Annotated in this window: 19 protein-coding genes and 2 pseudogenes; 14 read left to right on the top strand and 7 right to left on the bottom strand. The window is 59.3% G+C overall.

Annotation, left to right across the window (positions count from 1 at the left end; translation table 11 throughout):
• Window positions 1–23: 23 nt before the first annotated feature.
• On the bottom strand, window positions 24–308 hold the full coding sequence (locus tag BM374_RS38215; protein WP_143270324.1) for a hypothetical protein: 285 nt from the start codon (window positions 306–308) through the stop codon (window positions 24–26).
• Window positions 309–847: 539 nt separating this feature from the next.
• Between BM374_RS38215 and BM374_RS35110 the strand changes: the two genes are divergently transcribed.
• A complete protein-coding gene (locus BM374_RS35110; protein WP_092303202.1) occupies window positions 848–1,156 on the top strand; it encodes a c-type cytochrome in 309 nt (102 codons plus the stop codon).
• A gap of 135 nt (window positions 1,157–1,291) precedes the next feature.
• A pseudogene (locus BM374_RS35105) lies at window positions 1,292–1,972 on the top strand (helix-turn-helix domain-containing protein).
• Between the two features lie 586 nt (window positions 1,973–2,558).
• On the opposite strand, the gene BM374_RS35100 reads toward BM374_RS35105, so the two are convergent.
• Window positions 2,559–2,771 (bottom strand): hypothetical protein, encoded by a 213-nt coding sequence (locus tag BM374_RS35100; protein ID WP_092303200.1) that lies wholly within the window; start codon window positions 2,769–2,771, stop codon window positions 2,559–2,561.
• A gap of 469 nt (window positions 2,772–3,240) precedes the next feature.
• Here BM374_RS35100 and BM374_RS35095 point away from each other — a divergent pair, with 469 nt between their 5' ends.
• On the top strand, window positions 3,241–4,671 hold the full coding sequence (locus tag BM374_RS35095; protein ID WP_092303290.1) for a caspase family protein: 1,431 nt from the start codon (window positions 3,241–3,243) through the stop codon (window positions 4,669–4,671).
• A gap of 1,674 nt (window positions 4,672–6,345) precedes the next feature.
• The gene (locus BM374_RS35080; RefSeq protein ID WP_092303196.1) at window positions 6,346–6,618 is read left to right on the top strand and encodes a hypothetical protein; all 273 of its coding nucleotides are present in this window, start codon (window positions 6,346–6,348) and stop codon (window positions 6,616–6,618) included.
• 929 nt (window positions 6,619–7,547) lie between these two features.
• Here BM374_RS35080 and BM374_RS39030 read toward each other — a convergent pair.
• Both BM374_RS39030 and BM374_RS39685 read right to left on the bottom strand, forming a co-directional pair.
• Window positions 7,548–7,697, bottom strand: coding sequence for a hypothetical protein (locus BM374_RS39030; RefSeq protein WP_177248756.1), 150 nt, complete (start codon window positions 7,695–7,697; stop codon window positions 7,548–7,550).
• Between the two features lie 463 nt (window positions 7,698–8,160).
• Window positions 8,161–8,721 (bottom strand): hypothetical protein, encoded by a 561-nt coding sequence (locus tag BM374_RS39685; protein WP_244552812.1) that lies wholly within the window; start codon window positions 8,719–8,721, stop codon window positions 8,161–8,163.
• 27 nt (window positions 8,722–8,748) lie between these two features.
• Here BM374_RS39685 and BM374_RS39680 point away from each other — a divergent pair, with 27 nt between their 5' ends.
• From BM374_RS39680 to BM374_RS35010, 10 genes are all read left to right on the top strand, one after another.
• A complete protein-coding gene (locus tag BM374_RS39680; protein WP_244552811.1) occupies window positions 8,749–8,934 on the top strand; it encodes a hypothetical protein in 186 nt (61 codons plus the stop codon).
• 344 nt (window positions 8,935–9,278) lie between these two features.
• A complete protein-coding gene (locus BM374_RS35055; protein ID WP_092303190.1) occupies window positions 9,279–9,584 on the top strand; it encodes a DUF1488 family protein in 306 nt (101 codons plus the stop codon).
• A gap of 47 nt (window positions 9,585–9,631) precedes the next feature.
• Window positions 9,632–9,808, top strand: coding sequence for a hypothetical protein (locus BM374_RS39025; RefSeq protein WP_177248755.1), 177 nt, complete (start codon window positions 9,632–9,634; stop codon window positions 9,806–9,808).
• A gap of 2,064 nt (window positions 9,809–11,872) precedes the next feature.
• A complete protein-coding gene (locus tag BM374_RS35045; RefSeq protein ID WP_092303288.1) occupies window positions 11,873–12,601 on the top strand; it encodes a hypothetical protein in 729 nt (242 codons plus the stop codon).
• 998 nt (window positions 12,602–13,599) lie between these two features.
• A complete protein-coding gene (locus tag BM374_RS35035) occupies window positions 13,600–13,959 on the top strand; it encodes a VanZ family protein (RefSeq protein WP_092303188.1) in 360 nt (119 codons plus the stop codon).
• A gap of 1,748 nt (window positions 13,960–15,707) precedes the next feature.
• The gene (locus BM374_RS35030; protein WP_092303186.1) at window positions 15,708–16,040 is read left to right on the top strand and encodes a hypothetical protein; all 333 of its coding nucleotides are present in this window, start codon (window positions 15,708–15,710) and stop codon (window positions 16,038–16,040) included.
• A gap of 1,122 nt (window positions 16,041–17,162) precedes the next feature.
• Window positions 17,163–17,336, top strand: coding sequence for a hypothetical protein (locus tag BM374_RS39020; protein WP_177248754.1), 174 nt, complete (start codon window positions 17,163–17,165; stop codon window positions 17,334–17,336).
• Between the two features lie 1,814 nt (window positions 17,337–19,150).
• A complete protein-coding gene (locus tag BM374_RS35020; protein ID WP_092303286.1) occupies window positions 19,151–19,939 on the top strand; it encodes a hypothetical protein in 789 nt (262 codons plus the stop codon).
• A gap of 388 nt (window positions 19,940–20,327) precedes the next feature.
• Complete coding sequence (locus tag BM374_RS35015; RefSeq protein ID WP_092303182.1) at window positions 20,328–20,543, top strand: hypothetical protein; 216 nt, start codon at window positions 20,328–20,330, stop codon at window positions 20,541–20,543.
• A 360-nt stretch (window positions 20,544–20,903) separates the two neighbouring features.
• The gene (locus BM374_RS35010; RefSeq protein WP_092303181.1) at window positions 20,904–21,437 is read left to right on the top strand and encodes an NUDIX domain-containing protein; all 534 of its coding nucleotides are present in this window, start codon (window positions 20,904–20,906) and stop codon (window positions 21,435–21,437) included.
• A 53-nt stretch (window positions 21,438–21,490) separates the two neighbouring features.
• Here the strand turns inward: BM374_RS35010 and BM374_RS35005 are convergent, their stop codons facing one another.
• The 3 genes and pseudogenes from BM374_RS35005 to BM374_RS39235 form a co-directional block, all read right to left on the bottom strand.
• Window positions 21,491–21,688 carry a hypothetical protein gene (locus BM374_RS35005; RefSeq protein ID WP_092303180.1) on the bottom strand — a complete coding sequence of 66 codons (198 nt, stop codon included), beginning with the start codon at window positions 21,686–21,688 and terminating at the stop codon, window positions 21,491–21,493.
• 585 nt (window positions 21,689–22,273) lie between these two features.
• On the bottom strand, window positions 22,274–22,522 hold the full coding sequence (locus tag BM374_RS34995; RefSeq protein ID WP_502689487.1) for a PRC-barrel domain containing protein: 249 nt from the start codon (window positions 22,520–22,522) through the stop codon (window positions 22,274–22,276).
• 44 nt (window positions 22,523–22,566) lie between these two features.
• A pseudogene (locus BM374_RS39235) lies at window positions 22,567–22,786 on the bottom strand (hypothetical protein); the annotation flags it as partial.

Genomic DNA, 22,786 nt, shown 5'->3' with positions numbered 1-22,786 from the left:
ATGCTGGGAGTGGCAATGGAACTTCACCCAATTGGGTTAGAGGACACCGGATGATGAATGTCGAATTGCTCCGCTGAGACCTCGATCCCTCCTCTGCCATCGCTGAGGGCAATATTCGCTGCCTGTTTGGCGCCAGCGTTGGCTGGACTGTTTGCGGCGCTTGAGACCGCCACCAGAAGATCATCGCGAACGGTGAAAGGACCTGAAAAATCAGAACCTAAGCGGCCGCAAAACACCGCGTTTCGGCCCAGTTCGTCCTTGATTCCTGAGGCTGACTGGGAGGCGTTAGTGGCTCCTTTTTCGGTCAAGGCGCTCGTTGAACGAACGAAGATCGATCACTAGTCGCTGGTGGGTCCCCCTGCCAACTTCTTCTATGCCGTCGCTTGCCAAGACCTTGAAGGCGATTCGCTTCCTGTCAAGGTTGCTACCTCGGCTGTCGCGCGCACGTCGCGACCTACAGGCATGGCGGCGAAATGTCGTACATCTACCGCCGTGCGCAGTGGACCAATGGTCGGACCAAGGCGTTCCCAACAGCACTGGCGCGCAAAAGGCAGCGACGGCGACTTGATCTCCGGTTGAGTTGCCTGAGTCTCTTACGCGCCCGATCGCAAGGAGCCCCGGTTTATCTTCCGCTTCATCAAGGATGTGCTCGGCGAATACGGGGAAACGTGCGAGGTCTGCCAAACCAACGTCGAGCTGGACGCGCGGAACGAAAGAGAAGCCGAAGAGAAGGCAAAGGAACGGTTTTGCGAGACCCACGCGATACACGACTGGTCCCTTCATGCCGACCGGACGAAGGTGGATCCTGCCGACTTCCCCTCCTGACCAAGACACCTGAGGAGCCAGCATGTCGAAAGCATTCGGATTGGCTGCCGTCGCCTTCTGCATGATCTTCATGACGGGCCTGAGCCAAGCGGCGGCCCCCTCGAATGGCAGGGAGATCGCCCGGCGCTGGTGCGCGAGCTGCCATCTGGTGGAGAAAACCCAGTCCAGCGCCACCGACCAGGCGCCGCCCTTCTCCTATCTGGCGAGAACGCCGGACTTCGACCAGAACAAGCTCGCATTCCTCCTGCTCGTGCATCCGAACATGCCGCAGGTGTCGCTCAACAGAGCCGAAATTTCGGACCTCGCGGAGTACATGCGCTCGCTGAAATGAGAGTCGCCCTACAGGGCCGATGGGAGGTTCCCAAGCACCTACGCAAACATACGTAGGGAGATTCCCTTGCGAACTCTGCCCAATTTCCTACCGCGCTAGGTCGGGATATTTGATCTCCATCAACTGGAGATTCCGATGCTCACGGCCGCCGCGCACCTCGACCCGACTCTCCGACAGAATGCAGTTCCCGCGCCGCGGATCACCGATCAGTTCGGCGCCATCGCAGGCCTGATCACGAGCGAGTTCTCCTACGGCAAGGACGAGGAGATCTTCGGGGAAGGCGAGCAGGCGGAATACGTCTACCAGGTCGTCTCCGGCTCCGTCAGGACGTACAAGCTGCTTTCCGACGGGCGGCGTCAGATAGGCTCATTCCACGTGCCGGGCGACGTGTTCGGCACCGAATCGGGATCGACCCATCGCCTGACCGCGAAAGCCATCGTCGATACCACCGTCCGTTTAGTGAACCGCTCAGCGATCGAGAAGGCTGCGGCAACCGACGTGCAGGTCGCACGGAAGCTGTGGAGCATGACTGCGGCTGAGCTCAGGCACGCCGAAGATCACATGCTGCTGCTCGGTCGCAAGACCGCCATGGAGAAGGTGGCGGCGTTTCCTGCTCGAAATGGACCGGCGGCTGGCCGGAGCCGGTATGCTCGCGCTCCCGATGTGCCGCCGCGACATCGGCGACTATCTCGGTTTGACACTGGAGACGATTTCCCGCGCGCTGTCCCAACTCAACACGCAGGGCGTTCTGGATTTTCCGGTGCGAGGCAGATCGTGTTGCGCAATCGTCAGCGCCTGCGCGACGTGGACGCCTGATCGCGCCGGGGCACCAGCGGCGAGATCAACCAAGGGCGACAGCCGTCTCGCTTGAGCCGTGGAATCGCAATGAAGAGGTCCACGAAGCTTCGCCAGGATTCTGCGAAGATCGCGGGCAAATTCTTCAAGGATCTGCACCGTCGCCTGCGCGGCAGTGGGGCCGGAGGTGGCCTTCGGTGTCTAGAGCTTAGGACAGGTGATCTTTTCCGAGCAATTCATGCGCCACAAGATGGCCTAGCCCGAACTGGATCGTTGATCCAAGTCAGCGGAAACGGTTCGCTTTGCGATTTCCCGTGCAAAGAACACGACCGGGGGCTGCTCTGTGCGCGGACCCCATCGGAGCCGTCAGGTCCAACCTGCATACGTCGGCTAGACGAGGCCGAGCGTCTCGATAAGCGCGAGCAGCCGGTCGATTTCCTCGCGTTCGCTCGGTCCGGGAGGCTCTCAGCCGTTCCAGGAGAGCCCGCTTGCGCGCAAGCAACTTTGCCACGGTCGACATCGCACCTCCCAGCGTTTGGAACCTACAAACGATTTGGTACGCCCCCGACGAGCTTGCCAGTCCTCGTCGCGATTGTCGGTACATGGATCAAGCAGAGCGCTGACCGCGATCAGGCTTGCCGCTGCCGGCCTCGCCAAGGAGCTTGCCGGTCGTGCTGTTGACGAAGTGAAGCGCCATACAGGCTGGACACCCCACGGGAAGATGGGTGTTTTCCGGCGCCCACTCCCGCCGATCATCGTCGATCCGCTGCTGGACGTTCATGCCGGTGCGCGGACACTTGAATAGGATCTGGCGCTCCATGGCTCGAGCATGCGCCCGGTCGCGGCCGAGAGAAATTGCGGATGATTACTTAAGGGCTCCACGGCTCAGGCCGTGACCGGGACAGGGCATTCGCAAGCGCGCGCGGTTCCTCGTTCCGAACGGCACGATCGCCGTGCCGAGATTCACATAAGAAGGTGCTGCACAAGCGGGGAGCTGACACCATGCCGGAGCGAAAGTGTTGTCGGCACAGATGTTCGGCCTCGAAAGAACGGCCGAGCGACCAGCGGCCTAGGGCTGGCTTAGGCCGGAGGCGCTCGACCGCCTGGTCGCGGGGCAACCCGCGGCCAGGCACTAACGTATCGATCGCCTCCGCGCGGTTCAGTGCCTAATGGTGCACCGCGGAGATTAAATTTCGGACAAGGCGAACCGCACGTCAGGCCCAAAGCTGCTTTTTGCGCGAAGCTGCTTGAGGTAGCCTACCAACTGTATCAGTCGCTGGGTGAAGCTCATGCACACCGCGGATCGGCGCGCCGGCAGAACTCGTTTCATGGTCGTGACGCTTGCGCTCGCGTGGCTGTGCTGCGGACCGGCACTTGCCGGGACGCGGGTCGCACTCGTCATCGGCAACTCCGCCTATAGGCACGTGCCGATCCTCTCGAACCCCGCTAATGATGCAGCGGCGGTCGCAGACATGCTCAAGATGGCTGGCTTCGATGCGGTTGAGACCAGGTTGAACCTGGCCGCCGACGAGATGCGCAAGGCGCTCCGCAAGTTCGGTAGCCGGGGCCAGGATGCCGAGATCGCCTTGGTCTATTATGCAGGACATGGGATTGAGCTCGATGGCATCAATTATCTCATTCCGGTGGATGCCGCGATAGAGAGCGACGCCGACGTGCTGGACGCCACCGTATCGCTCGACCGCGTCCTGTTCGCGGTGGACCCGGCAAAGCGGCTGCGGCTGGTCATTCTGGACGCCTGTCGCGACAACCCCTTCACCAATCGGATGAAGCGGGCCGTCGCCTCGCGCTCGGTCGCTCGCGGCCTCGCCAAGGTCGAGCCGACCAGCCCGAACACGCTGATCGCTTTCGCGGCCAAGGCGGGCTCGACCGCCGCCGACGGCGATTCCGGCAATAGCCCGTTCGCCCCCGCACTGATCAAGTACCTGCCGAGACCTGGCCTGGACGTCCGCCGCGCCTTCGGCTTCGTGCGGGATGACGTGCTCAAGATCACCGCCAACCGACAGGAGCCCTATGTCTACGGCTCGCTCGGCGGCGAGGACCTCCCACTCGTCGCCGCCAAGTCCGTTGACGCCGCCGCAGCGCCGGATCCCGCCGCGGAGGTTCGGCGCGAGTACGAACTGGCGCTGCAGCTCGGCAGCCGTGCCGGGTGGACGTCGTTTCTGAAGAGCCATCCCTCAGGGTTCTACGCAGACCTGGCCAAGGGACAGTTGGACAAGATCGCCACCGAGGAAGCGCGCGCCCCAAGCGAGAAGGGCCGCATCGCGGATCAGCGACAGAGTGACCAGCAGGCTGCAAAACCGGCCGGGGAGGCCTCCGCACAGGAGCGACCGTCCGCTCGCCTAGCTGCGCTGAACGGCAAGTGGAATGTGGTGTCCGATTGCCCACGTGAAGGCGTCGCGGAAGGCTACGTCTGGCGGTTCGTCGCAACAATCAAGGATGGCCGCTTCCAGGGACAATTCGGAACTCCGGGCGGCATTCCCTCGGCAAGCTATCAAGGAACACTCGACGAGGACGGATCCGGCACGCTGCAAGTGACGGGCTTCGCCGGCAATCCCAAATACAACCTGAAGAACGCCGTCGCCGGCACTCCCATCAGCCACCAGGTCTCTGTCCGCTTCGAAGGCTCGCACGGCACTGGCGAACGCCAGAGCGGGCGCACCTGTCACTACACATTCGATCGACAAGGCGCATTGCGCTGACAGAGGGACGAACCGACAGCCGGATCCGACTTCAGCGCTGGACGAGTCCCCGCCATGGTTTGCCCGTGCAGGGTCCGATGAATGTTCCGGATTTCATGCAGGCATTCCCGGCGGCGGTACACTTCGCATCCGCGTCTGAATGCCGGGAGCCCTCCTGTTTGCAGTGCGCGATGGCCTGAGAGCACGTCTCTGCAGACGCGGGTAAGGCAAACAGGCAGGCCAACGAGAAGACGACGACTGACAGCAATCGCATGGCAGCAACTCTCGAGTCGTAGCAATGGAGCGATGATACCAGAACATTGGCTTGGCGAACGTACCCTAGCCTTTCACGCGCCGCCATGGCTTGCACGGCCGTCGGATCGGTGCACCACCTCTTCCAGCGGAATCATCCTTTCGGCAGGGCCAATTCCTCCACGGCCCAACCGCAGATCAGCGTCGACGAGTTGCCGGCCGGGTTCGAGGTAGTCAAGCGAGCGGCTCATCGGCAGGACACCGTCCTTATCCACGCACCTTGCATGGTCAAGTTCACCTTCTGACCGAACATCCTTGGTCGAACTACTCGCCGCGCTGATACTGTATTTTCATCAGGATTATCATCTCACCAAGCCTTCATCGGAAAGGCTACCCTCGGGGACGCTCTGAACGCCGGCTACTGCTTTCTCGAGGTGAAGTGCCTTGGCTGCGACACTCATCAGACCGTGCCCCTTGTCAGCGTCAGGCGCCCGAAGAGCACCTTTTCCACGCAGTAGCTGGCGTGCGCCTGAGGTCCAGCGGTGCATTGCTAGCGCAGGCTCTCTACGGCATGGTTGCACCGTCGGGATCAAAGAGTCCCGAAAGGACACGCTCCCAGGCTTGGAATGCGAGGCCCCCGGTATCGGGTACGGCCGACAAGTGCCCCCTCCTCCGAGGACACGGCGACGACCTGACCGCCACCCGCGACCCCATCGCCCGGTGGATTTTCTGTTTCTCTGATCGGCCACCGTCGGCGCAGTATGATGGCTGAGTAAGGCAGTCACAGTTCACATGGAGTCGCAGCCATGATGAAGAACGTTGTAGCCGTATGCACGGCAGTGGCTTTGATGATCCTGGCCTTGATTGGCTTCGCCCAGAAGCGCCATGAATGCTGGAACGGGCACGTGCTCAAAAATTGGCACGCGCACGTGCTTCATAAAACCCTTGAGCCCTGCGGATCAGTCAGTCCTTCGATATAGGGACCACCGCGCCTGGGAGCCTTTCCACACCCACGACGCGCAGTAGCTCGAGGGCGTTCCGAGCCACCACTAATCGAAAATTTGCCTCTCGCCGGCGCCACGCTTCGATAGCGCCATGCTAACCCTCGACGCAAGGACCGCACTGAACCTGACGGCCGCCCGCTCAAAATTACGCTGGGCGAGCTCCGCTCAACGGGCGTGCGCGATCTGCTAGTGTTCTGCCAGTACTATCGCTGTAGCCATAACTTCAGGCTCTCAGCTGACGATGTCGACCGATGGCCGGACGAGATCCGGATCTCGCAACTCGAGCCGCGGTTCGTCTGCACAGCCTGCGGCATGCGTGGCACCAACATTGTCGCCGGCAGCAGCGGCACCGAGCAAGTCATCCTGCCTGGGAAGAAAAGCCTGCCTGCCCGATGATTGAGAATCGCCTATAGCTCGGCGGCAATGCTGGGGCCGATCCATGAAACTAATGAACGAGCGTCCTTACTCCGATCCAGAGGCCGCAGCGCGGAAGCTGGTCGAGATCGCGAACGGCATCGAGGCGCTCCAGGACGGCCGCATCCACATTGAGAAGATCAACGCGCCGTTCCTATCGAAGAACGGCTGCAAGGCCACCGGGCCCGAATTCGGCACCGGTATCCGCTATGCGATCGAGCGCGGCTGGCTCCAGGTCCACGAGAGCGGGACGTATGTCCGGCTCGTGTCGCCTGGCGACAATCTCATGTCGCCCTGACCACCTGTAAATCTTCCAAGGAACAATGGCCGTGTACCAGGCTTGTGAGTATCGCCGGCTCGCCGAGCTGGCGGAGCGGCCCCGGCCATACCCCAAGCCCCCCTGCCAAGCCGGGGCCGTCTCTCCGCTGTCTAGGATGGCGGAACGACGAGGAGCTTGCCAAGTTTTTCCGACAGCCCGGTTTCGTGATCCCGGGCCAAGTAACTTGCGCCCCAGCTCACTTCCCCTTGGTGATGCTAGGGTCTTTTTCGCCGAATCTGTCCGACCCACGCCGTGCCTACTTCAAGTTCACGAAGCCATTTCCTAGCGGCACGAAGCACCCCTGAAACAAAGCCTGTCTATCAATTCCTCTATTGAACCAAGGGGGATTGCCATGTGGACGCTCATTGACAGCCTGTACCGCGAGTTTTGCCTAGCCCGGCTTGAGGAAATCAGGAGGCTGGAGCCGACGCTGTAAGGGCACGCGACGCCGTCATCAGCCCGTGGCATAGCCGTTGCATCCTAAACGCCAACTGGGATTTCAGCGCTCAGTTAGAAAATAGGCGGTGCCGAGACACGTATTTCGAGCTCGGCACCGCTTTTTCGGCTCAAGACATCAGGATTTGGCTCATGTCTTACGACGCAGCCACCGTGCAAATGCTTCGCGATGTCCTGGACGAAGTTCTCTCCAGCCCAACTTTTACCCTTCAGAGCCAGCGGACCGCTGTAGAGGTCGCCGAGCGCGTGCTTACGCTCGCCGCCCAGGGGGAGCGGCACCCCGAGAACATTAAGCGGCACCTGCGAACGGAGTTCTTTTGCAGGGAACGGTCGCGGGATTGAGAAGCCCGCCGGCGTGAACCGGCGGGCCCGTGGTCGTTATCGCCGCAGCCGCCGGCGGTGTGTCATGAGCCGCTGCCGGTCGCGCTTCCTGTGTGCCCGGCGCCGGCGCTTCATCGATCACCCTCCGCCAAAATCCTAAGGATCTCAGCCGTCGCGATCGCCTTCTGCTCGTCCGTAAGCCGGGCGTATAGGACGAAATCAGCCTCTCCCTGATAGACTGGCTGTAGAGTGTACTCCTCGGCGATGATGTCGAGGGCCACTGCGAGCTCACGGGCGGCCCTCGGCGCCTTTGCGAAGGTCTGATACTGGATTGTAGGAGAAGGCCGTCGGCTGGCCGCGCTGGATCCGCCCGGCGATCGTCACAGCCAGGGAGACCCGATTGCAGGGGTGCCGAAGGCGGTTGCGTGCTCGGCCGGCCTTCTGGCGCCCAGTGACACGGAATTCAACAGGCTGAATGTTTTCGGGCGGCAAATGCCGTCGCGCGAAGGATGGATCGCCCTGCGTCGCGGGATTGCGCTCTGGCAATCTGGGAAGGTGACGACCTTGGACATGGTTGGGCTCTGGGTTCGGCCGATCAAGCCATGCCGGGTGTCAGACCAGGCAGCCGGGCGTTGATCACCAGCCAGAGCGACTGGTCGAGACGCTTTTACGGTTTCCCGCTGGACAGCACGCTCGACCCCCGCCATAGCTGGCTGGTCGGAGCCGCGCCGCCAAACGCGCCCATCATTTCAGCCGCCGTCGCTCGGCGTCAAACGAGTGAGTCCTTGACCAAGGGACACCCGGCCTAGCTCTGGTCCGGGTGATCAAACCCACAGCCATCCCACTTTTGTCTATGCCCTTCCGGGGGCGCTTTGGCGCGTTCTTGAACAAAGCCCGCTCACCCCAAATTGCCGCCGGATGAAGTGGCTCTCTTGTCGCCCTCCTGCTCTGCCTGTTGGTGTATGCCGGATCGGCTTTCGTTTCCGCGCTGGGCCTCGTTTCGGCCGTGCGGAATGGCGATGCTACCCAGGTGATGGCGCAACGGATCTGCCGCGGGTCCGCCACTCCATCATTGATCAGGTTATGTCCGCATACCTCGATCGGCTCGGCCAAAAGCGGCCGGTGCGACCGCTTGAGAGAATGGCGATCAACACGTTCGGTGCAACGATCGCCGACGATCTCGCGGCCAAGCTCAACGTCCGAGAACCTGTCTGTGCTTCTGAAAAATGGCACGGTCCGCAACGCCGCTGAGAAGGTTTCCTTCGGAACAATGCCGTCATTGGCCGATGTCGACATCTCGAACATCTTTGTTTTCGCCGCCGGATCCGGCTGGTGAAGCCTGTTGAGTTTGCTTTGCAGCTCAGCGAAGGTCGGGACGCGGGCAGCGTCAGCATGCATCTTGAAGGGACCACCTGGAAGCTCTCGGGCATCGGCCTACCGCCGCGGGTGTTGTCTAACATCGTGGACCGGCTGAGCGATGCTCTGGCTCACCAATTGGCTGGGGAAATCGCGCTGTAGGTCAGCGCCTCTGCACTTTCCGAATCAATAATCTGTAATCTGTGCTCGCTCTCACGGCGGAGTCCTAACACCGGTCGTGCATGTGAGCCACTTCGTCTCAACGCTTCTCCTTGCCGTACACTGACCCTCACCTTGTGCTTTGGGGTGGCAGCTTGGCGCTTGTCCGGCAGCGACGTCGAAAACGCTGCCCCGATCCCGCACTAAGGCTACAGCTTGATGCCCGAACATCTGGACACCCCTCCGCTCGCCCTCCGCTGATTTGCATTAAGAAATTCACCCCTCGGGTTGGGGAAATCATTGCGCCTGTTGGCTCGGTGCGGTTGTATCGGCGCAGGAGAAGTCCCATGCCGCTTGTCGCCGACGGGAAAGCCAAAGCCGTGGCTCACGGCGAGCTGCGGGCAATCGGATTTTGGATGATCGTCAGGGGCGCTACGCCTGTTAGGCCCGTCCGTGTTTTCGTCAGCTATGAAGCTCTCGCCCAGCTAGATCCCTATGACATTCGGGATTTGGCTTCCGCATTTGAGCACTTCGAGAGGTTTCGAGCTCGCATCGAGGCCGCGGCTAGCGACAAATTTGATCGGGATGGGCTCGACGCGGAGAAGTATGAAGGTATGCCGACGATCCGGTTGACCACTAGCGATCCAGTTTAGTCGGCGGGTCAATACCCGGAAAACACACCATTCTCAGGAGGATTGATATGGGGGCTATTTCAGTTCTGATCGGCGTGTTGATCATCGTAGTCGTCGGCGCAATCTGTTTTTGGGCGATCGACAGGTTTGCGCCGGACGGTAGATTGGCCAATCTGCTGAAGCTGCTTGTGGTGCTCGTATGTCTCGGCGCAATTGTGCAGCGGCTGCTGGCACTGACCTATTAGCGATGAGCCTTCCGACGGCAAACGGGGACCTGGAATGCTCGACCAAGCGATGCAGCTTCAGTTTCCTCATTGGCTGATGATCGCCGGCATGTTTCTGGTGATAATCGGGACTATCGGCATGCTCACGAAAAAAACCCTTCCGCGGAGCAGGCCGACAATGACCAATAGCTAAGTCTCACCGCCTTACGCTTGCCCTCCGGTTGTTCACGACCTGTTTGGGCATGGTGGCCTCTGACCCACAGCCGTCTCTCGTTTCACTGAGTACGAGCTTCGATCGCATGCCGATCAGCATTGTGTAGGCAAGTCGTCGCCAAATCAGGCTCATCAGGACTAGCATGGTGGCCTCCCCGCGTCTGATGTCGTCAACCTACAACCTTGCCTGCTTTCGGACGACTTCGCCGATTGCGTTGAATGGTTTCGTGCATCGGCGCCGGCTGCCCAGCAACGATTCAAGCATCAGTCCGCCCAGTGTTCCTTTCTCGAGAAACGGCGTCGGGCGCATTGCTCAAGAATTCACCTTGCGATTGCGCCAGTCCACTGTTGTAATGCTATGATTGTCGAAATATTTTTCAGTCCAGTTGTGTTGAGGCCGTGATGAGTATTTCCGATCGAACTTTCGATGCCGTTTTTGCTCTGCACCGACGTACCGTATTTATCGAATGTCAAATGACTGAATTAGGTGTCCTGCGAAACCGATTAGCGCAAGCTCAGTTGCGCCGCTCGCGGTCAAGGTCGACTCGTGCAGCTTCCAAGAAACTAGGTCGGCGCCGCAGGTGTAGGTAACTCTCTGCGCAACAACCCCGAACTTGCCATCTGCCCCGCGTAAGCCCAAGCTATGGGCAATTCGTGAGTCGGGGGATTCATGGAACGACAGCCGTTTGAGAGCATGTCTCTCGAAGAGCTTTGGCGACTCCATGCGGTCGTCAATGACATTCTTGCCGCGAGACTCGTGGCCAAGAAGGAAGAGCTTGAACGGCGTTTGGGACTGCTCAATCGGGAAGACAAGCCTCCCAATTATTAAAATCACCGATTGTCGGGCCTGCCCTTCACGCTGACCAGCCTCTGTATGAGCATTCGCAGTGCCGCGGCGATCGTGCGGAACATGCCGCCGCCGGAGAAGTCCTATAAGCTTTCAGGCGCGCCTGCGGCGCTTCGTCGTTGCTCTTGCGCTCTTACCCGCAATTGGATCGGCAGCCGGGAGCCTGGGGTCTGGTAAACGATCCATGCCATGATTGCCGATCAACGACAATCGGCAGGATTACGTCGAAGTGCACAAAGGTCGAGATGCGGATCTCGTAACGGTGGTTTCCCTCATCAAGACGACGGGTGAAGAGCAATTTTGCTGTCTCTACGGCAACTGAGAGAGCGGACCAGAGACAATTCGCCAGTCGTGAACCGGCTAGAGCGTCCACCGTTAGATTCCCCAAGCACGACGGGCCCGCTCACACGTGCCTATGCAGTCCCCAAAACGCAATAAGCAGAAGGGCCACCGCTCCAATTCCCAGCAGCATGAGAATAGCTTCCAGCATGACGAATCAAGCTCCGCCCGAGCGAAGGCTACACCCCCGTGGGAAATTGTCATCAAAGGCTGAGCCGCTATTCGAAGTCAGGCCGTCGGGGTAAGCCGCGGCCCAGCTTCAGCGCGCGGGGGCCACTGTTGCGTTGCTGCTGATGCCGCTGGGGTTCGATGCCTTCGCTTCCCGTCACCAAAGGCCCACAACGCGCATATCTTGCAGTGAGGTCAGATACTACGTCGCGAAATACTCGGCAGCCGTCGCCGAGATGTACGCTCAAAATCATGGCACTACCGACGCACAGATCGAGCGGGCGCGACGTTGCTTGGCGACAAACGAGACTGCCGAAACCGACCGACCACGCCTTATACCGATTGAAGTTGATTGGCCCCGGAAACTGGACCAGATGACGGCGGCCCGGCCTTGCATTCGCACCCGTATCCCATGGCACGAGCACAATGAATCCATCGCACCGCCAGATTTGAGCCGTATAGCTGCCCAGGTCGGTGCCAAGGGTCGTTCCGGGTGGGCGCAACACCGGGAGTTTTCGATGTCCGGTTCTTTGCGATTGTGCTTCGTCAGTTTCGTTCTTCTTGAATCTCTCACGGCGCCTGCGTCCTCCAATCCTCTTGCGGATCTCTTCAACACTGCTGCAGCCCCATCTCCAGTGACTTCCCCGCCGCAAGCAGAATGCGTGGGACGCCCCGGCAACTCGGCTCCCGACGGCCAACATTGGGTCTATCGACTGGACGGGCACCGCAAGTGCTGGTTCCTGAGCGAGGGGACCGTGAAAGTGAAGAAGATCGCTCGTCGCGCCCCCAAATCTGCCACGGCCGGTTTAGACGAGAGCGGGACCGAGCGGTCCAGGCAGAGCGGGGTCCTCGATGCGCGCGCGGAGTTGCTGCGCTCCGCACCCGCCTTGCCTTCTCAGCCGCCTCGCGCACAGTTCAAGGTAGCTGATGCTGACCCTGATCGCGGTGCAAGCCCTGCTCTGGCATCGGCCGCTCTCATTGCCCAGCACAGTCGCCAGACCATGTCCTTCGAACAGAACCAAAATCAAGTCGACGTTGAGCAACTTCTGGCGGCCGCGCCGGCCAACGATGTGGTAACTTCGTCCGAACTTCAGAGCGGTCCGGTCGGCCTACGCCTCGCTAAAGCCGATGGCGAGGCGACGAGCCGGACGGCAACTTGGCTCGGCGTACTGCTGATGATGCTAGGGGTGCTTTCCATCCTAAGCACGAGCCGCTCGGTTCGGCATGCGGTCAGATTGCGCTCCTAAAGCGCGTTGCGCTCGGCAGGACACCTTGCCGCCAACACGAGTCTCGCGCCGAGTTTGCGTAGGTACGGCAAACGACGACGCCAGAGCGGACATTCTCGCGATGGCCGTAGTGGACGTCTCGGTCCAACTCTCGCAACAGTCGATGCAAGAAGTCGCTGGCGTGGTTATATTGTGCGTCGCCGTCCAAGATCTGATGAGCGAGCGGTGACATTAATTTGCCAATAGCCTCAGGGCCAATCAGCTCGGTCCGTGATGACGACAAGTCTAACAGACGATCGGGGATGTGGTCGCTCGATCCAAATAGTTTGAGGAGCCGGCCTTCGGCGACGCCGTTATGATCATGGTGGGCTTTGGCCGCATAGAACGCGAACAACCCACGAAAGGCGTCACGGGAAACGGAACGCTTAGCCCTCGCAATGTCCCCCAAACAATTTGATGAATTTTCTAAATATGGAGCTGAACGGAACCTAACCTTCAAAATACCGGCGCGAAAATTCTGCAGCAGGTCGGGAAAAAATGGCAAGCCTTTAATTGATGTTAGATGTGGCCGACTGCGTAAGCCTTTTTGGCATCGTAATCAGCCTTGTTCATTTTTCATCGCGTTGGCGCGTCAAAGCGCGTCCATTACGGCCCGCGAGTGCCTAACGGCATACATGGCGTGCACAAGCGCGAAACCGGAGGTTCGGATCATGCCTTTGAATTCAGCGAACGAATGGGGCTCCATCAAACCGACGCTACCGAACAAGCCGCGCGGCCTTCACACTCGACGGAAGCGGCGCCTGATAACGCGACGGACCAACAATTGCCGATCGACACGCCCCGGCGACGGTCAGCGCGGCTCCCTGGTAATTCGTGTTAATTAGTTCCAAATTAAAAAGTGACATCTAGTTCTGCGACCATTGGTAGTGCCGCCTGCCGCACGGCGGCAGAAGTTCTGGATCAGGGTGACGGTTGGCGTCGAAGTATGTTGCGGCAACAACTCGGGGTTAGTCGCTAGCATGATGTATCGAATTTCGGTTGCCGTGGCGTGGGCTTCTCTTGCCTTCATCACCTACGCAAGTCTGTCTCCAATCCACGACAGACCTCAACTGAGCAGTTCGGCCAACATCGAACACGTCGCGGCCTTTGCGTTTCTAGGTTTCGCATTTTGTGCCGCGTACCGGGACCGGATGACGCTGGTGTGCAGCGTCGTGCTTGGTAGCGCAGTGGTGCTGGAATTGTTGCAAAAGCTGACGCCAGAGCGCCATGCTAGATTGCTGGATGCGTCCGAAAAGGTCGTTGGCGGGTTGCTCGGGATTTTGCTCGCCAGCATCGCTTTACGCCTGATCGTGCGCTGGACGGCTGCGTCTGATGTCTGATGGTTCTTGCGGGTTTGCCGGGCCCATGATGCCCTGCGCAGGACGCCAGCAAAGGCGCTGGGGTTGGCGGATCGGGCTTGGCGGAAACAGACCCTTCAGCGTAAATGGGCGGGCATAGGCCGCATGGTCAGGCGCGCCAATGTGCGATCGGCCGGCGCTTCATGCTGCCCTGCTTATAGCCGACAGCGATATTTTCGGTACGGGTTATCGGCCCACGGACCTGCTGAGCTAATTTGTTAAAAATACCATTCCGCCTACAGGGGAAAATTTGCGTGTGTGCGCCTTGATGTGGCTCGCCGTCAGCGTGCCATGGAGGCGTATAACGATGGGACAAACGACCCGACTTTTGAAGCCGGCAAACGTCCTGCCCGATCTCCTGAAAATGCTTCAGGAACTCGAGGACTTAAGAGAGAAAGTCCGGGTAGCAGAAGCCGCTCGCGTATTGCACTAAAGTTCGCGGGGTTGAGGCGATGCTCCAGCTGATTTGGTCCATCCCCCTCGCCGGGGGCACTTCGGACGCTGCCCCTTTCGCTCTCTGACGTGAAATCTCAACTGCCCTTCGCTGGCGCGGTTCTAGTCACTCCTGCAGGAAGCCGTGTCGCGATCAAACAGAAATCTCGAGTGCCAAAGCCGCACGCCCACTCTGGCGCATATGGTCTCCGGTCTGGTGAGATTGCTTGAAGCAATGTGAGGCTGAGAGAGAAGGTCCGGCAAGCAGAAGCCGTGCGAGCGTTGTACTAAGGCGGTTCGGGTCCCCTCGGTGGCGCTGGTAGGAACGCTGCACCCTGGTACCGCATTCGCTGGTATGGAGCGGTTCTCTTTACCCTTGATAGCGGTGGCCGCATTCACCATCGGCGTCATCGCTGGCTATTGCATTAGGGCACTCATATCCGCAAGGCGCCGAGCAGCGGCCCGCCGCAGGCGCCGTGATTTCAAATGACGCCGAGGCCCAACTGTTCGCCGTGGCCGGAAGTACGAAATAGGAGGCACATGGCCTGCCGCTCGTTACTGCCTCAGCTGCAGCTGCTTCAGTCCATCCTCTATCACTCGGAGGTCCCTAAGTATAAATTCCCGAGACTGGACCGCGTTGGTGCTAGATGTGGACTGTAGCTGTTCGAGCAACTGGCGCCAAAGGTCTGCATATTCTCCAAGGCTTGCCGGACGTTAAGACGTCAGGACTTCAGGAATTCGCGCCAGTCGTCGTCCTGTTCGGTCATTGCAATCTCCCAAACCTGCTCGCGAATAGCAGTTATGGAGCTCGGCGGCGTCTCACCAGCCAATACACACCATAGCCAACCGCTAGAATAGCAAGGTTCGCACCTGCGATCGGTCCGACGGCCCCACTGACGTGGCCAGGCTTGTTCTGCCCCGGCGCGTTCTCGCAATTTACTGCCGTTGCGAGCCAACGCTTGGCTCAGATTACGCCCGCAACTTTCGAAACTCCGATCTCAACCAGTGATCCGATCTCAACCAGTAAGACGGCACCCGTCAGTGCGGAGAGGAAACTTCATGGTTCGCTCCCCTATATGCCGAAGAAACGGCCCCGCATCCGACCGTGAGCAGGAGGCAGGATGCTGGGGCCGTTTCTCTGAGGACTTGACGCGTTCGTCCGGCGCCAAGGACCTTCCAAATTAATCCATATTTAAATTTTGTCCACATTTAATGGCGTTTAATTTGGTTTTTTATGTTTACTGCTCGCATTAAATTGTCATAGTGTCGGGGACTCGCAGGTTCTCGGAGTTTCTGACATGCGCCGCTCCCCATCCATCGTGCCTCATGTGGCCGCGGACCAAGATGTCTACCTTGTGCTTGAGGACTTCGGCGGCCGGCTGGGACGCGCTTGGAGCGAGACGGCGGAAGAGGACGGCAATCGTGCGACGGTCATACGGCACCTGATCGAAGGCCACTACATGCATCCCGCTCGCATCGTGGCCTTCAACACGACACAGGGATGGTCACGCGATGTGACCGCGGATATCGCGGACGAATTGCGCCGTCGTTTCGTCGAGCTTGAGGAGGTGGCCCCCTCCATGCTGGAATTCCTGGAGAGCGCGGCAAGGCGCGCAGAGACAGGTTCGTAAAATGCAGGCTTATCTCCGGCCGCTGGGCTGAGCCGGAACCCTGCATTAGACCGGGCCTGCCAGCGGGGCGGCCCGTAAGGCACTTCGGTAGTGCGGTTAGGCTCCCAAACTGAAGCGGCCCTACTGTCCTATTGGAAGATTTACGGGTGCTTGCCACGCGAGCCGCGCCAATAGCCGACTAGTGCGCGCCACTCGAATACAACGATGATGCTACCCACCAGCGCGGTCCCGAGACCGGTTATTATCAAGATCATTTCCAGCATCGAATCGTCCCGCGCTGTTGATCAAGTTCGTAAGGGTATCTTCTTCTATACATCTTCCGGTATAACCCGTGCCCTTACTGCCTTGTGTGATGCTTCAATCGGCGACGCGCCGCTCTCTCACGCCCCTTGCAACGGGAAATAGCGCCTTAAGCACTCTGGCTTGGCAGCAAACTATGCATCCGACTTCGCCGTGCACGGTCGTCCCCCATAGAAGCCATTCCGGCTCATGAAGAAGCCTGAGTCTAGCGTTGGAGGCAATGGCGTGTGGCGAGTAAATCGGCGACGTGCTCAAGCGGCCACAGCGCCGATTGCCAATTTTCGATAATCGTCAGTATTGGGCCGGTGGTGCACCCGCCGTCCAAGAAACTTACTCTGCCTGCAATGACGCGGGATAATCCACCGATCCTCATATGCCGGGAATGCAGGAGGCCCATGGATTTTCTTGCAGTGCTGCCACACGTTGCAAATCTGCCCGCCGTATACGCCTACAAATGCTTGCCGTGTCGGAGGGTCGACACGATCACCCTCCCGGCAAGATAGATCGTGGACGATGGACAATGGCAGTCGCCTACGCCATCTCGGCGGCCCTCGTGGGTGTTTGATCTTTTTCGCCGGTCTATCCTCCAACTCGCCTGCCCTATGGCAATCGTTGCGCTGGCCCCGATCACGATCGGTATGGTGAGAGTCTTTGGCCCCATATGACGAGATGTGGAAGACCTCAGCCTCCTTCCTTAGGCCAAGGCCTTTTCGTCGGCAGCATAGCCGGCGCAGTCAGTTTTTTTGGGCTGTTCCATTGAACCTTTAGTCGCGCCGCCGGACTAACCCTCAATCGGGGGGAAGCCAGAGCTAGAGGTTTCCCATGCGTGCCATCTTAACTGCAATCGCGGCCGTTACCTTTCTGGGTGCTGCAACGAATTTGCTGTGGTCCTACCCGCTGTCGACCAAGCTTCATGTCGCCACCATAGCCATCGGTCACTGCCAGAATTTCCACAGCTTGGCCGGGGTGAAAGCGTCGGAGCTACTGCCCGACTAAGTAATTCCGAAAAGCGGAACAGAGCTTCTGCCTGCCCTGGGCGGCGAGGACCTGCGCTCCCTGCCCATCTACGTGCGCAAGAACCGGCGCAGCAGCTATTGGCTCACCGGCCGGACGGAATCATCATGGCGCCTTTCGAAGGCGGCGAGATCGGGCCCGATCTATTCGAGCCGCCTGCTTCAAGGACTTGCGCCAGGACCTGCAAACATCGCCCCGCTCACCCGCGCCGAGCAGATCGAGCAGAGCTATGTACAGGGTCGTCGGGCACTCGCGGGGCCCGGTTGCTCGGTTCGGCCTGTAATCTGCGATCATCAGCAGACATCCTGATCCTGTTGAAGGTCCGCAGCGAGGATCTGTTGATCCCGGTAGGCCAGCGGCGAGGCCGGCACCCTGTTCGATTGATCATCGAAAAAAAGCGATTGGCATAGCTTGGGATGGATCGCCCCCTCAACCGGTCAGTTTCGCAACATAAGATTCCGGCAAGACCATCGTTCGCGCGACAGCCTGTAGTGCGGCGGCATACTGCGGATTGCCGCTCCCCCGATCGGGCGGCCTCGGCAGATTGAAACATAGAGCGGGCTCGGCGCTGCCGTCGCCCAAATCTACGAGAACCGGCTCGGGCCTGTACTCAACGACGCTAGGCTGCGAATATAGTTGGTCGATCTCAGCGTGTGTGAGACGCATGACGCCCTCCTTGACTGGGGCGAGCGTAGCGCGCTCACCAAGTCTCATTTCAAAATGCTCGACATGAGCCTGCCTAACCTGCGATGGACGCAGCCCCTTGGCTTCGAGAGCTTCCGGGTCCATGAAAATTCCGTAGAAGAAAACTGTTTTTTGCTCTTCTATGTCAGCGCCTAATTGCCCTCACCAGGTCAAGCACTTTACCTGAGTTGCCGCCGCTGCCCGATAATGAGCCCCTCTCTTGGCGCCAAGGCGAGGTCCTGCGGAAATGGGAGCTGGTTTGATGTCGCGAGGATTCCCGTTAATGTATCGACAATCGGTACCCCGTTGCAGTGCAATCTTAGCCATGTCCGCTATCGCCGTAACGACACGCATTCGTAGCTTGTTACCGTAGATTGTCACACAAGCTTTCGACTAGGTTGTAGGAAATCCCAGATCATCCAACGACGTGGTCGTTCGGGTGTGGAGGAGTGGATATTCTCGGCACGGCGAGAACCAGGGACCAGTAGCTCGCCCCTCTTCCGAAAGAGCGCGCGGCTTTTTTTCCGCGCGAAGCTTGCCACTTCTACAGGTCAAGCCACTTGATACGTTAGATTGCGGGAGCCGCTAGGCTCAGCGCGCTTGACCGAAGTGAGATGTGAGGCTCTCGGCTGCGGCTCGCCTCACAAGCCACCTCCGGAATCCTCCGCGAAAAGCGTGGAGAGGTAATCTGGAGCGGCCGGATTATCGGCGCGATGATCTACGCGCAAACTCGCAAGCGCACCCAGGAGGCCGTTCGAGAAGCCGACCGGGCGGAGGCGGAAGCCTGGTCCGCCGCATGGAATGCTACGGGGGCGCTGCGCAGCCCTGCCCGACGATCGATCAATGCTTAAGTGGCGGACTCGCCTGGCTGGAGGTTGAGTACGCCCGCTGCAAGACACGCGAGCCTGCCACTCGACGTCATACGTCGGCATAAGCACACGCCGCTCTGAAGTTTAGGCGCTTTTCCTGCCCCATCAGCCTCGAACTTTCGGCGATCGGACTCATTTGCCGACGGGGCCTTCAAGCACAGCGCCGGGCCCGAGCGCACAGGCTAAAACTGTGCTAGACAACAAACCTCAGCAACGTCGTCAAGGGTTCATATGGAGGGCCAAATGGCTTCCACGCGGGACGACAGCGTCGCGGAACGGCAGATCGCGGAGGAGCTTTCGCAACTGGCGCGCAAGCCGGAAGACGATCTCTCGTTCCAGCCGAGCAAGGAGACGTCTCGAGCACCGGCAACGAACCATCAATCGACGAAACAGCCCCGCGTGGCCTTCGTCTGCTCTCTGTTGGCTGTATCCTTCGCTGCTTGGTGGTGGTGGTGGTCGCCCTCCGCTCAGCCGGCGATGAGGGCCCCTTCGGACCCTGCACCCCTGACGCAGGGGCCCCGAGAAGCTGCGGCGCCGAAAGAGGCGGCGCCGTCTGCAATCGCCCTGGTTTCCGACTTGACGCAGCAGCTGCAGTCGATGATGCGCGATCTCGCTGCCTTGAGGCAAGCTGTCGAACAGCTTAACGTGACGCAAGAGAAATTGGTCCACGACAATGAAAATGTCGCGCGCCAACTCAAGGCAGGCCAGGAAGAACTCGCACGTAACAACCGTGTCATCGACGACATCAAAGGGATCCAGATCCAGATGGCACGCGAAAGTCAAACGCTTGCCGATCGCCTGAACGCAAACCAGGAGCAACTCGCCCGCGCGACGGCGAACGCCTCAGCGCCAAAGGAGAGGATGCCTGAAGTTTCGAACGCGATCCCAGAAAAGCCAAAGGTCATGCAGGAAGTACCATTGCCGCGTCCGCGGCAGTCGGCCAATGTTGCCAACGCGCCAAAGCCGGCGCCAACTGCCGGGCCGCAAGCTAAAAAACCGCAACCGTCGTTCGCGTGGCCATGGTCGCGCTAAGCGGCGACCGACTTGCTCCTGTGGCCCAAATTAAAGCTACGGAGACGGGGGCCGTTGACTGCGGCTCCTATTCAGACTTTCGCAACTGGCCCGCTGTCGCCTCGCGGTGCCTTTCGCTGCGCTCGTCGTCGGTCGGCACCCAAGACCGTTGTACCTTCAACCTTATCACTGCCGATCGGACCACTCGTTTCGCGATCTTGCATTCTCATTTTAAACCTCCGATTTAGGAGTTTCCGGAATGAATGCCGACGACGTTAACTAATCCGGATTAAGCGGCGAGGGTTCGCCGAGGGGCGCCGAAAGACTTCGATTAACGTTCCGTGGAAACAAACAGCTCGGCGGCTACGTTGCTTTGAAAGACACCGCATAAACTGCTTCGAGAATATTGATGGACAATAGTCACGTTCAAGACGAGTTCCGGCGGCTTGAAGGGGATGTAGTTGTAGCGGAGCGTCGGCTCGCTGAACTTGGGGCGGCTGTGGCTGAGATGAAACGAGAGAAGCTCGATGCCTCTGAGAAAGAAACCGAGTTGGAAGCCATGCGCGAAAGCCAGCGGCTGCGACAGCAGGACCGACGGCGTCTTCTTTCCCTGCTACAGCGATGATACGTCATCGCATGAGCGGGAAAACTCTGTCTTGGCCCGTCGGTCCAGCTGAGACACACAAGAAGGCAGCATGACGCTAATGCCTCGGAGCGGCCGCTTGGATTTTCACTCTCATCGCCGGTTCGGCCACTAGGACCCGCTTACGTAATTTTTCGAGTTCAGCAAGTTGAGATGTGAGCAGTTGGAAGGCGCTCGTAAAGAAGCGCACCGACGCGCGACCAAGAGGGTGCATTGCCAGCATCTTCGAATGTCGAGGGCTCGGCTTCAGGATCATTAAGAGATGTAGTTGGGACAACAGCCCGAGACCCAGTACAGCCGAAGAGCTGTCCCTCTGGCCTGCAAGGCAGTGGCGGTTGATCCATGTCAGACCTTGGACAAACTCGACATTCCACACTTCTCGACGCTGCGTGGCGGACAGCATACCGAGTCGGTTTCCCGCTTGCCGGCATCTGGTGGCAACTGCGACACCAGCAGCATGGAGGGGCACTTGTGGCTGTCTACGTCGGTCAGGCGCTGCTGCTGGTGCGCTCGTCATATAGCATCGAGTGGAACTTTCCCGGCGGCGGTGTGCGGCCGGGCAAGACCCCTGAATTAGCGGCTCGCCGCGAGCTGGCAGAAGAGATCGGCCTCGCCGGAGCACTTCCGCTGGTCGCCAAGGGCGACGTCCAAGGCCTCTGGGAAGGGCGAAGAGACAAAGTGCCTTTCTTTGAACTACGACTGGATCGGCTGCCGGAGTTACAGCTCGACAAGCGCGAGATCATCGGCGCACGGCTGATATCACCGAGCGAGTTGCGCGGCATGGCGCTGACCGGACCGGTCGCCGTCTATCTTGGCAGGAATTGCCCCGGGCTGCCATTCAGAGTGACCGCGCAGTGCAATTTTCAAGATCCTTGAAGCCGAAAGCGAACCTGAGCGCCAAGCGGACACATGAGCATGCGGCAGCAGTGCTAGGCAGAACCACGCAATTTCGTAAGCCCTTCTTCGATCACCCGCAGGTCATCCTGAACATACCTTAGCGCGGTCCGGGCCGCCCCGGATGATTCATCAATCAGCAACTGGCGTCGAAGGTCTCGCATACTCTCCAACGCTTTCCAGTTCTTCAGGCGTACATAAGCCGAAACAAGCGGTTCGATCGGTGATGGCATGGAGGCATTCCAAGAAAATGAGACACACCGGTTTGCCATGGTTTCCCGACACCATTGGTTCCTGCCCTGACACAGGCGTTCCTAGTGAGGTCGGCGGAGTTGACGCTCCAGATTGATTGCTTGATCTGCATTATACGCGCGCTTCAACAGCGCGGATCGTTCGCTGCCCGGAGGTGTCTTATCGGCCTGTTCATGCAAATTCATTGCGAACTGATGCAGCCGAGCTTCCAGTGAATCTGTTTGCTTAAACCGTCTTCGCCTTTTTCCCATCAGCATGCTCCCTATCAGGCAGAGGAGGAGGTGGAGTGTATGTGCGTCATCATGCTTGGACGTTCACATGGGTTAATTTGACTGTTGAACTATCGTATTACGATATGCTCCGGTGGCTACGACATCTGAAATCATGAAAATCGGGACTGCGTGTCACAGGACCTTGCCTGCAACAATCGCAGAGTTTCCACCATAAATCGGCGGGCTAGAGCGTCCCAATCCGCTTTCCGGTCTACACCCGCAGCCGACAACTAGTTGAGCGTTCCACTGAGCGCCGATGGGCCTCGAAACCGGGGCAGCTGCGCAACTACGGACTCAGCCCTGGATGTATCTTATAGTGGAAATCGGCCAATGGCCGTGATGTCCACTGATCGATATGCGAAGCCCGTGCACGCCATCGAGCTCGATACCATTTATCGCGCCAGCCTTGCCGTCGCTCATCACAACGGTTCTGCCGAGCAACTCCTCCTCGGCGGCATGCAATTCGCGAAGTATGTTTCTGGCGCGCTCATCCCCGGTGCTCATCACCTTTTGAAAAACGGGGATAGCCGAACGCTGCGGCATGGAAACTCCAGTGAGAAGGCATCGTTGCGATCAGGACTAAAGGGCTACTTATCGTCTTCGCTCGGGAAGGGTTCGCAGGTTTTGCGGCCAAGGAATGTATCCGGCGCAGGATCGCGCAATATTCGAACAGTTTTGTAGATCAGCTCCTGCGATTGTGCGATGGCGTGCCCATCTTCCTCTAACGAATGCCGGACTGCCACGGTCTGCGCCTTGGCTGACGCCTTCAGGCGCTTTGATCTCTTTGTAAGCGTCAACTCACGCATC

This window comes from Bradyrhizobium sp. Ghvi (assembly GCF_900115265.1).
Lineage (GTDB): Bacteria > Pseudomonadota > Alphaproteobacteria > Rhizobiales > Xanthobacteraceae > Bradyrhizobium.
This window is presented reverse-complemented; position numbering and strand designations above follow the sequence as displayed.

Excerpts from the sequence above, each read along its gene's own strand:
- BM374_RS35110 (WP_092303202.1), top strand. The coding sequence starts at position 848 with ATGTCGAAAGCATTCGGATTGGCTGCCGTCGCCTTCTGCATGATCTTC.
- BM374_RS35100 (WP_092303200.1), bottom strand. The coding sequence starts at position 2,771 with ATGGAGCGCCAGATCCTATTCAAGTGTCCGCGCACCGGCATGAACGTC.
- BM374_RS35095 (WP_092303290.1), top strand. The coding sequence starts at position 3,241 with ATGCACACCGCGGATCGGCGCGCCGGCAGAACTCGTTTCATGGTCGTG.
- BM374_RS35080 (WP_092303196.1), top strand. The coding sequence starts at position 6,346 with ATGAAACTAATGAACGAGCGTCCTTACTCCGATCCAGAGGCCGCAGCG.
- BM374_RS39685 (WP_244552812.1), bottom strand. The coding sequence starts at position 8,721 with ATGTTCGAGATGTCGACATCGGCCAATGACGGCATTGTTCCGAAGGAA.
- BM374_RS35055 (WP_092303190.1), top strand. The coding sequence starts at position 9,279 with ATGCCGCTTGTCGCCGACGGGAAAGCCAAAGCCGTGGCTCACGGCGAG.
- BM374_RS39025 (WP_177248755.1), top strand. The coding sequence starts at position 9,632 with ATGGGGGCTATTTCAGTTCTGATCGGCGTGTTGATCATCGTAGTCGTC.
- BM374_RS35045 (WP_092303288.1), top strand. The coding sequence starts at position 11,873 with ATGTCCGGTTCTTTGCGATTGTGCTTCGTCAGTTTCGTTCTTCTTGAA.
- BM374_RS35035 (WP_092303188.1), top strand. The coding sequence starts at position 13,600 with ATGATGTATCGAATTTCGGTTGCCGTGGCGTGGGCTTCTCTTGCCTTC.
- BM374_RS35030 (WP_092303186.1), top strand. The coding sequence starts at position 15,708 with ATGCGCCGCTCCCCATCCATCGTGCCTCATGTGGCCGCGGACCAAGAT.
- BM374_RS39020 (WP_177248754.1), top strand. The coding sequence starts at position 17,163 with ATGCGTGCCATCTTAACTGCAATCGCGGCCGTTACCTTTCTGGGTGCT.
- BM374_RS35020 (WP_092303286.1), top strand. The coding sequence starts at position 19,151 with ATGGCTTCCACGCGGGACGACAGCGTCGCGGAACGGCAGATCGCGGAG.
- BM374_RS35015 (WP_092303182.1), top strand. The coding sequence starts at position 20,328 with ATGGACAATAGTCACGTTCAAGACGAGTTCCGGCGGCTTGAAGGGGAT.
- BM374_RS35010 (WP_092303181.1), top strand. The coding sequence starts at position 20,904 with ATGTCAGACCTTGGACAAACTCGACATTCCACACTTCTCGACGCTGCG.
- BM374_RS35005 (WP_092303180.1), bottom strand. The coding sequence starts at position 21,688 with ATGCCATCACCGATCGAACCGCTTGTTTCGGCTTATGTACGCCTGAAG.
- BM374_RS34995 (WP_502689487.1), bottom strand. The coding sequence starts at position 22,522 with ATGCCGCAGCGTTCGGCTATCCCCGTTTTTCAAAAGGTGATGAGCACC.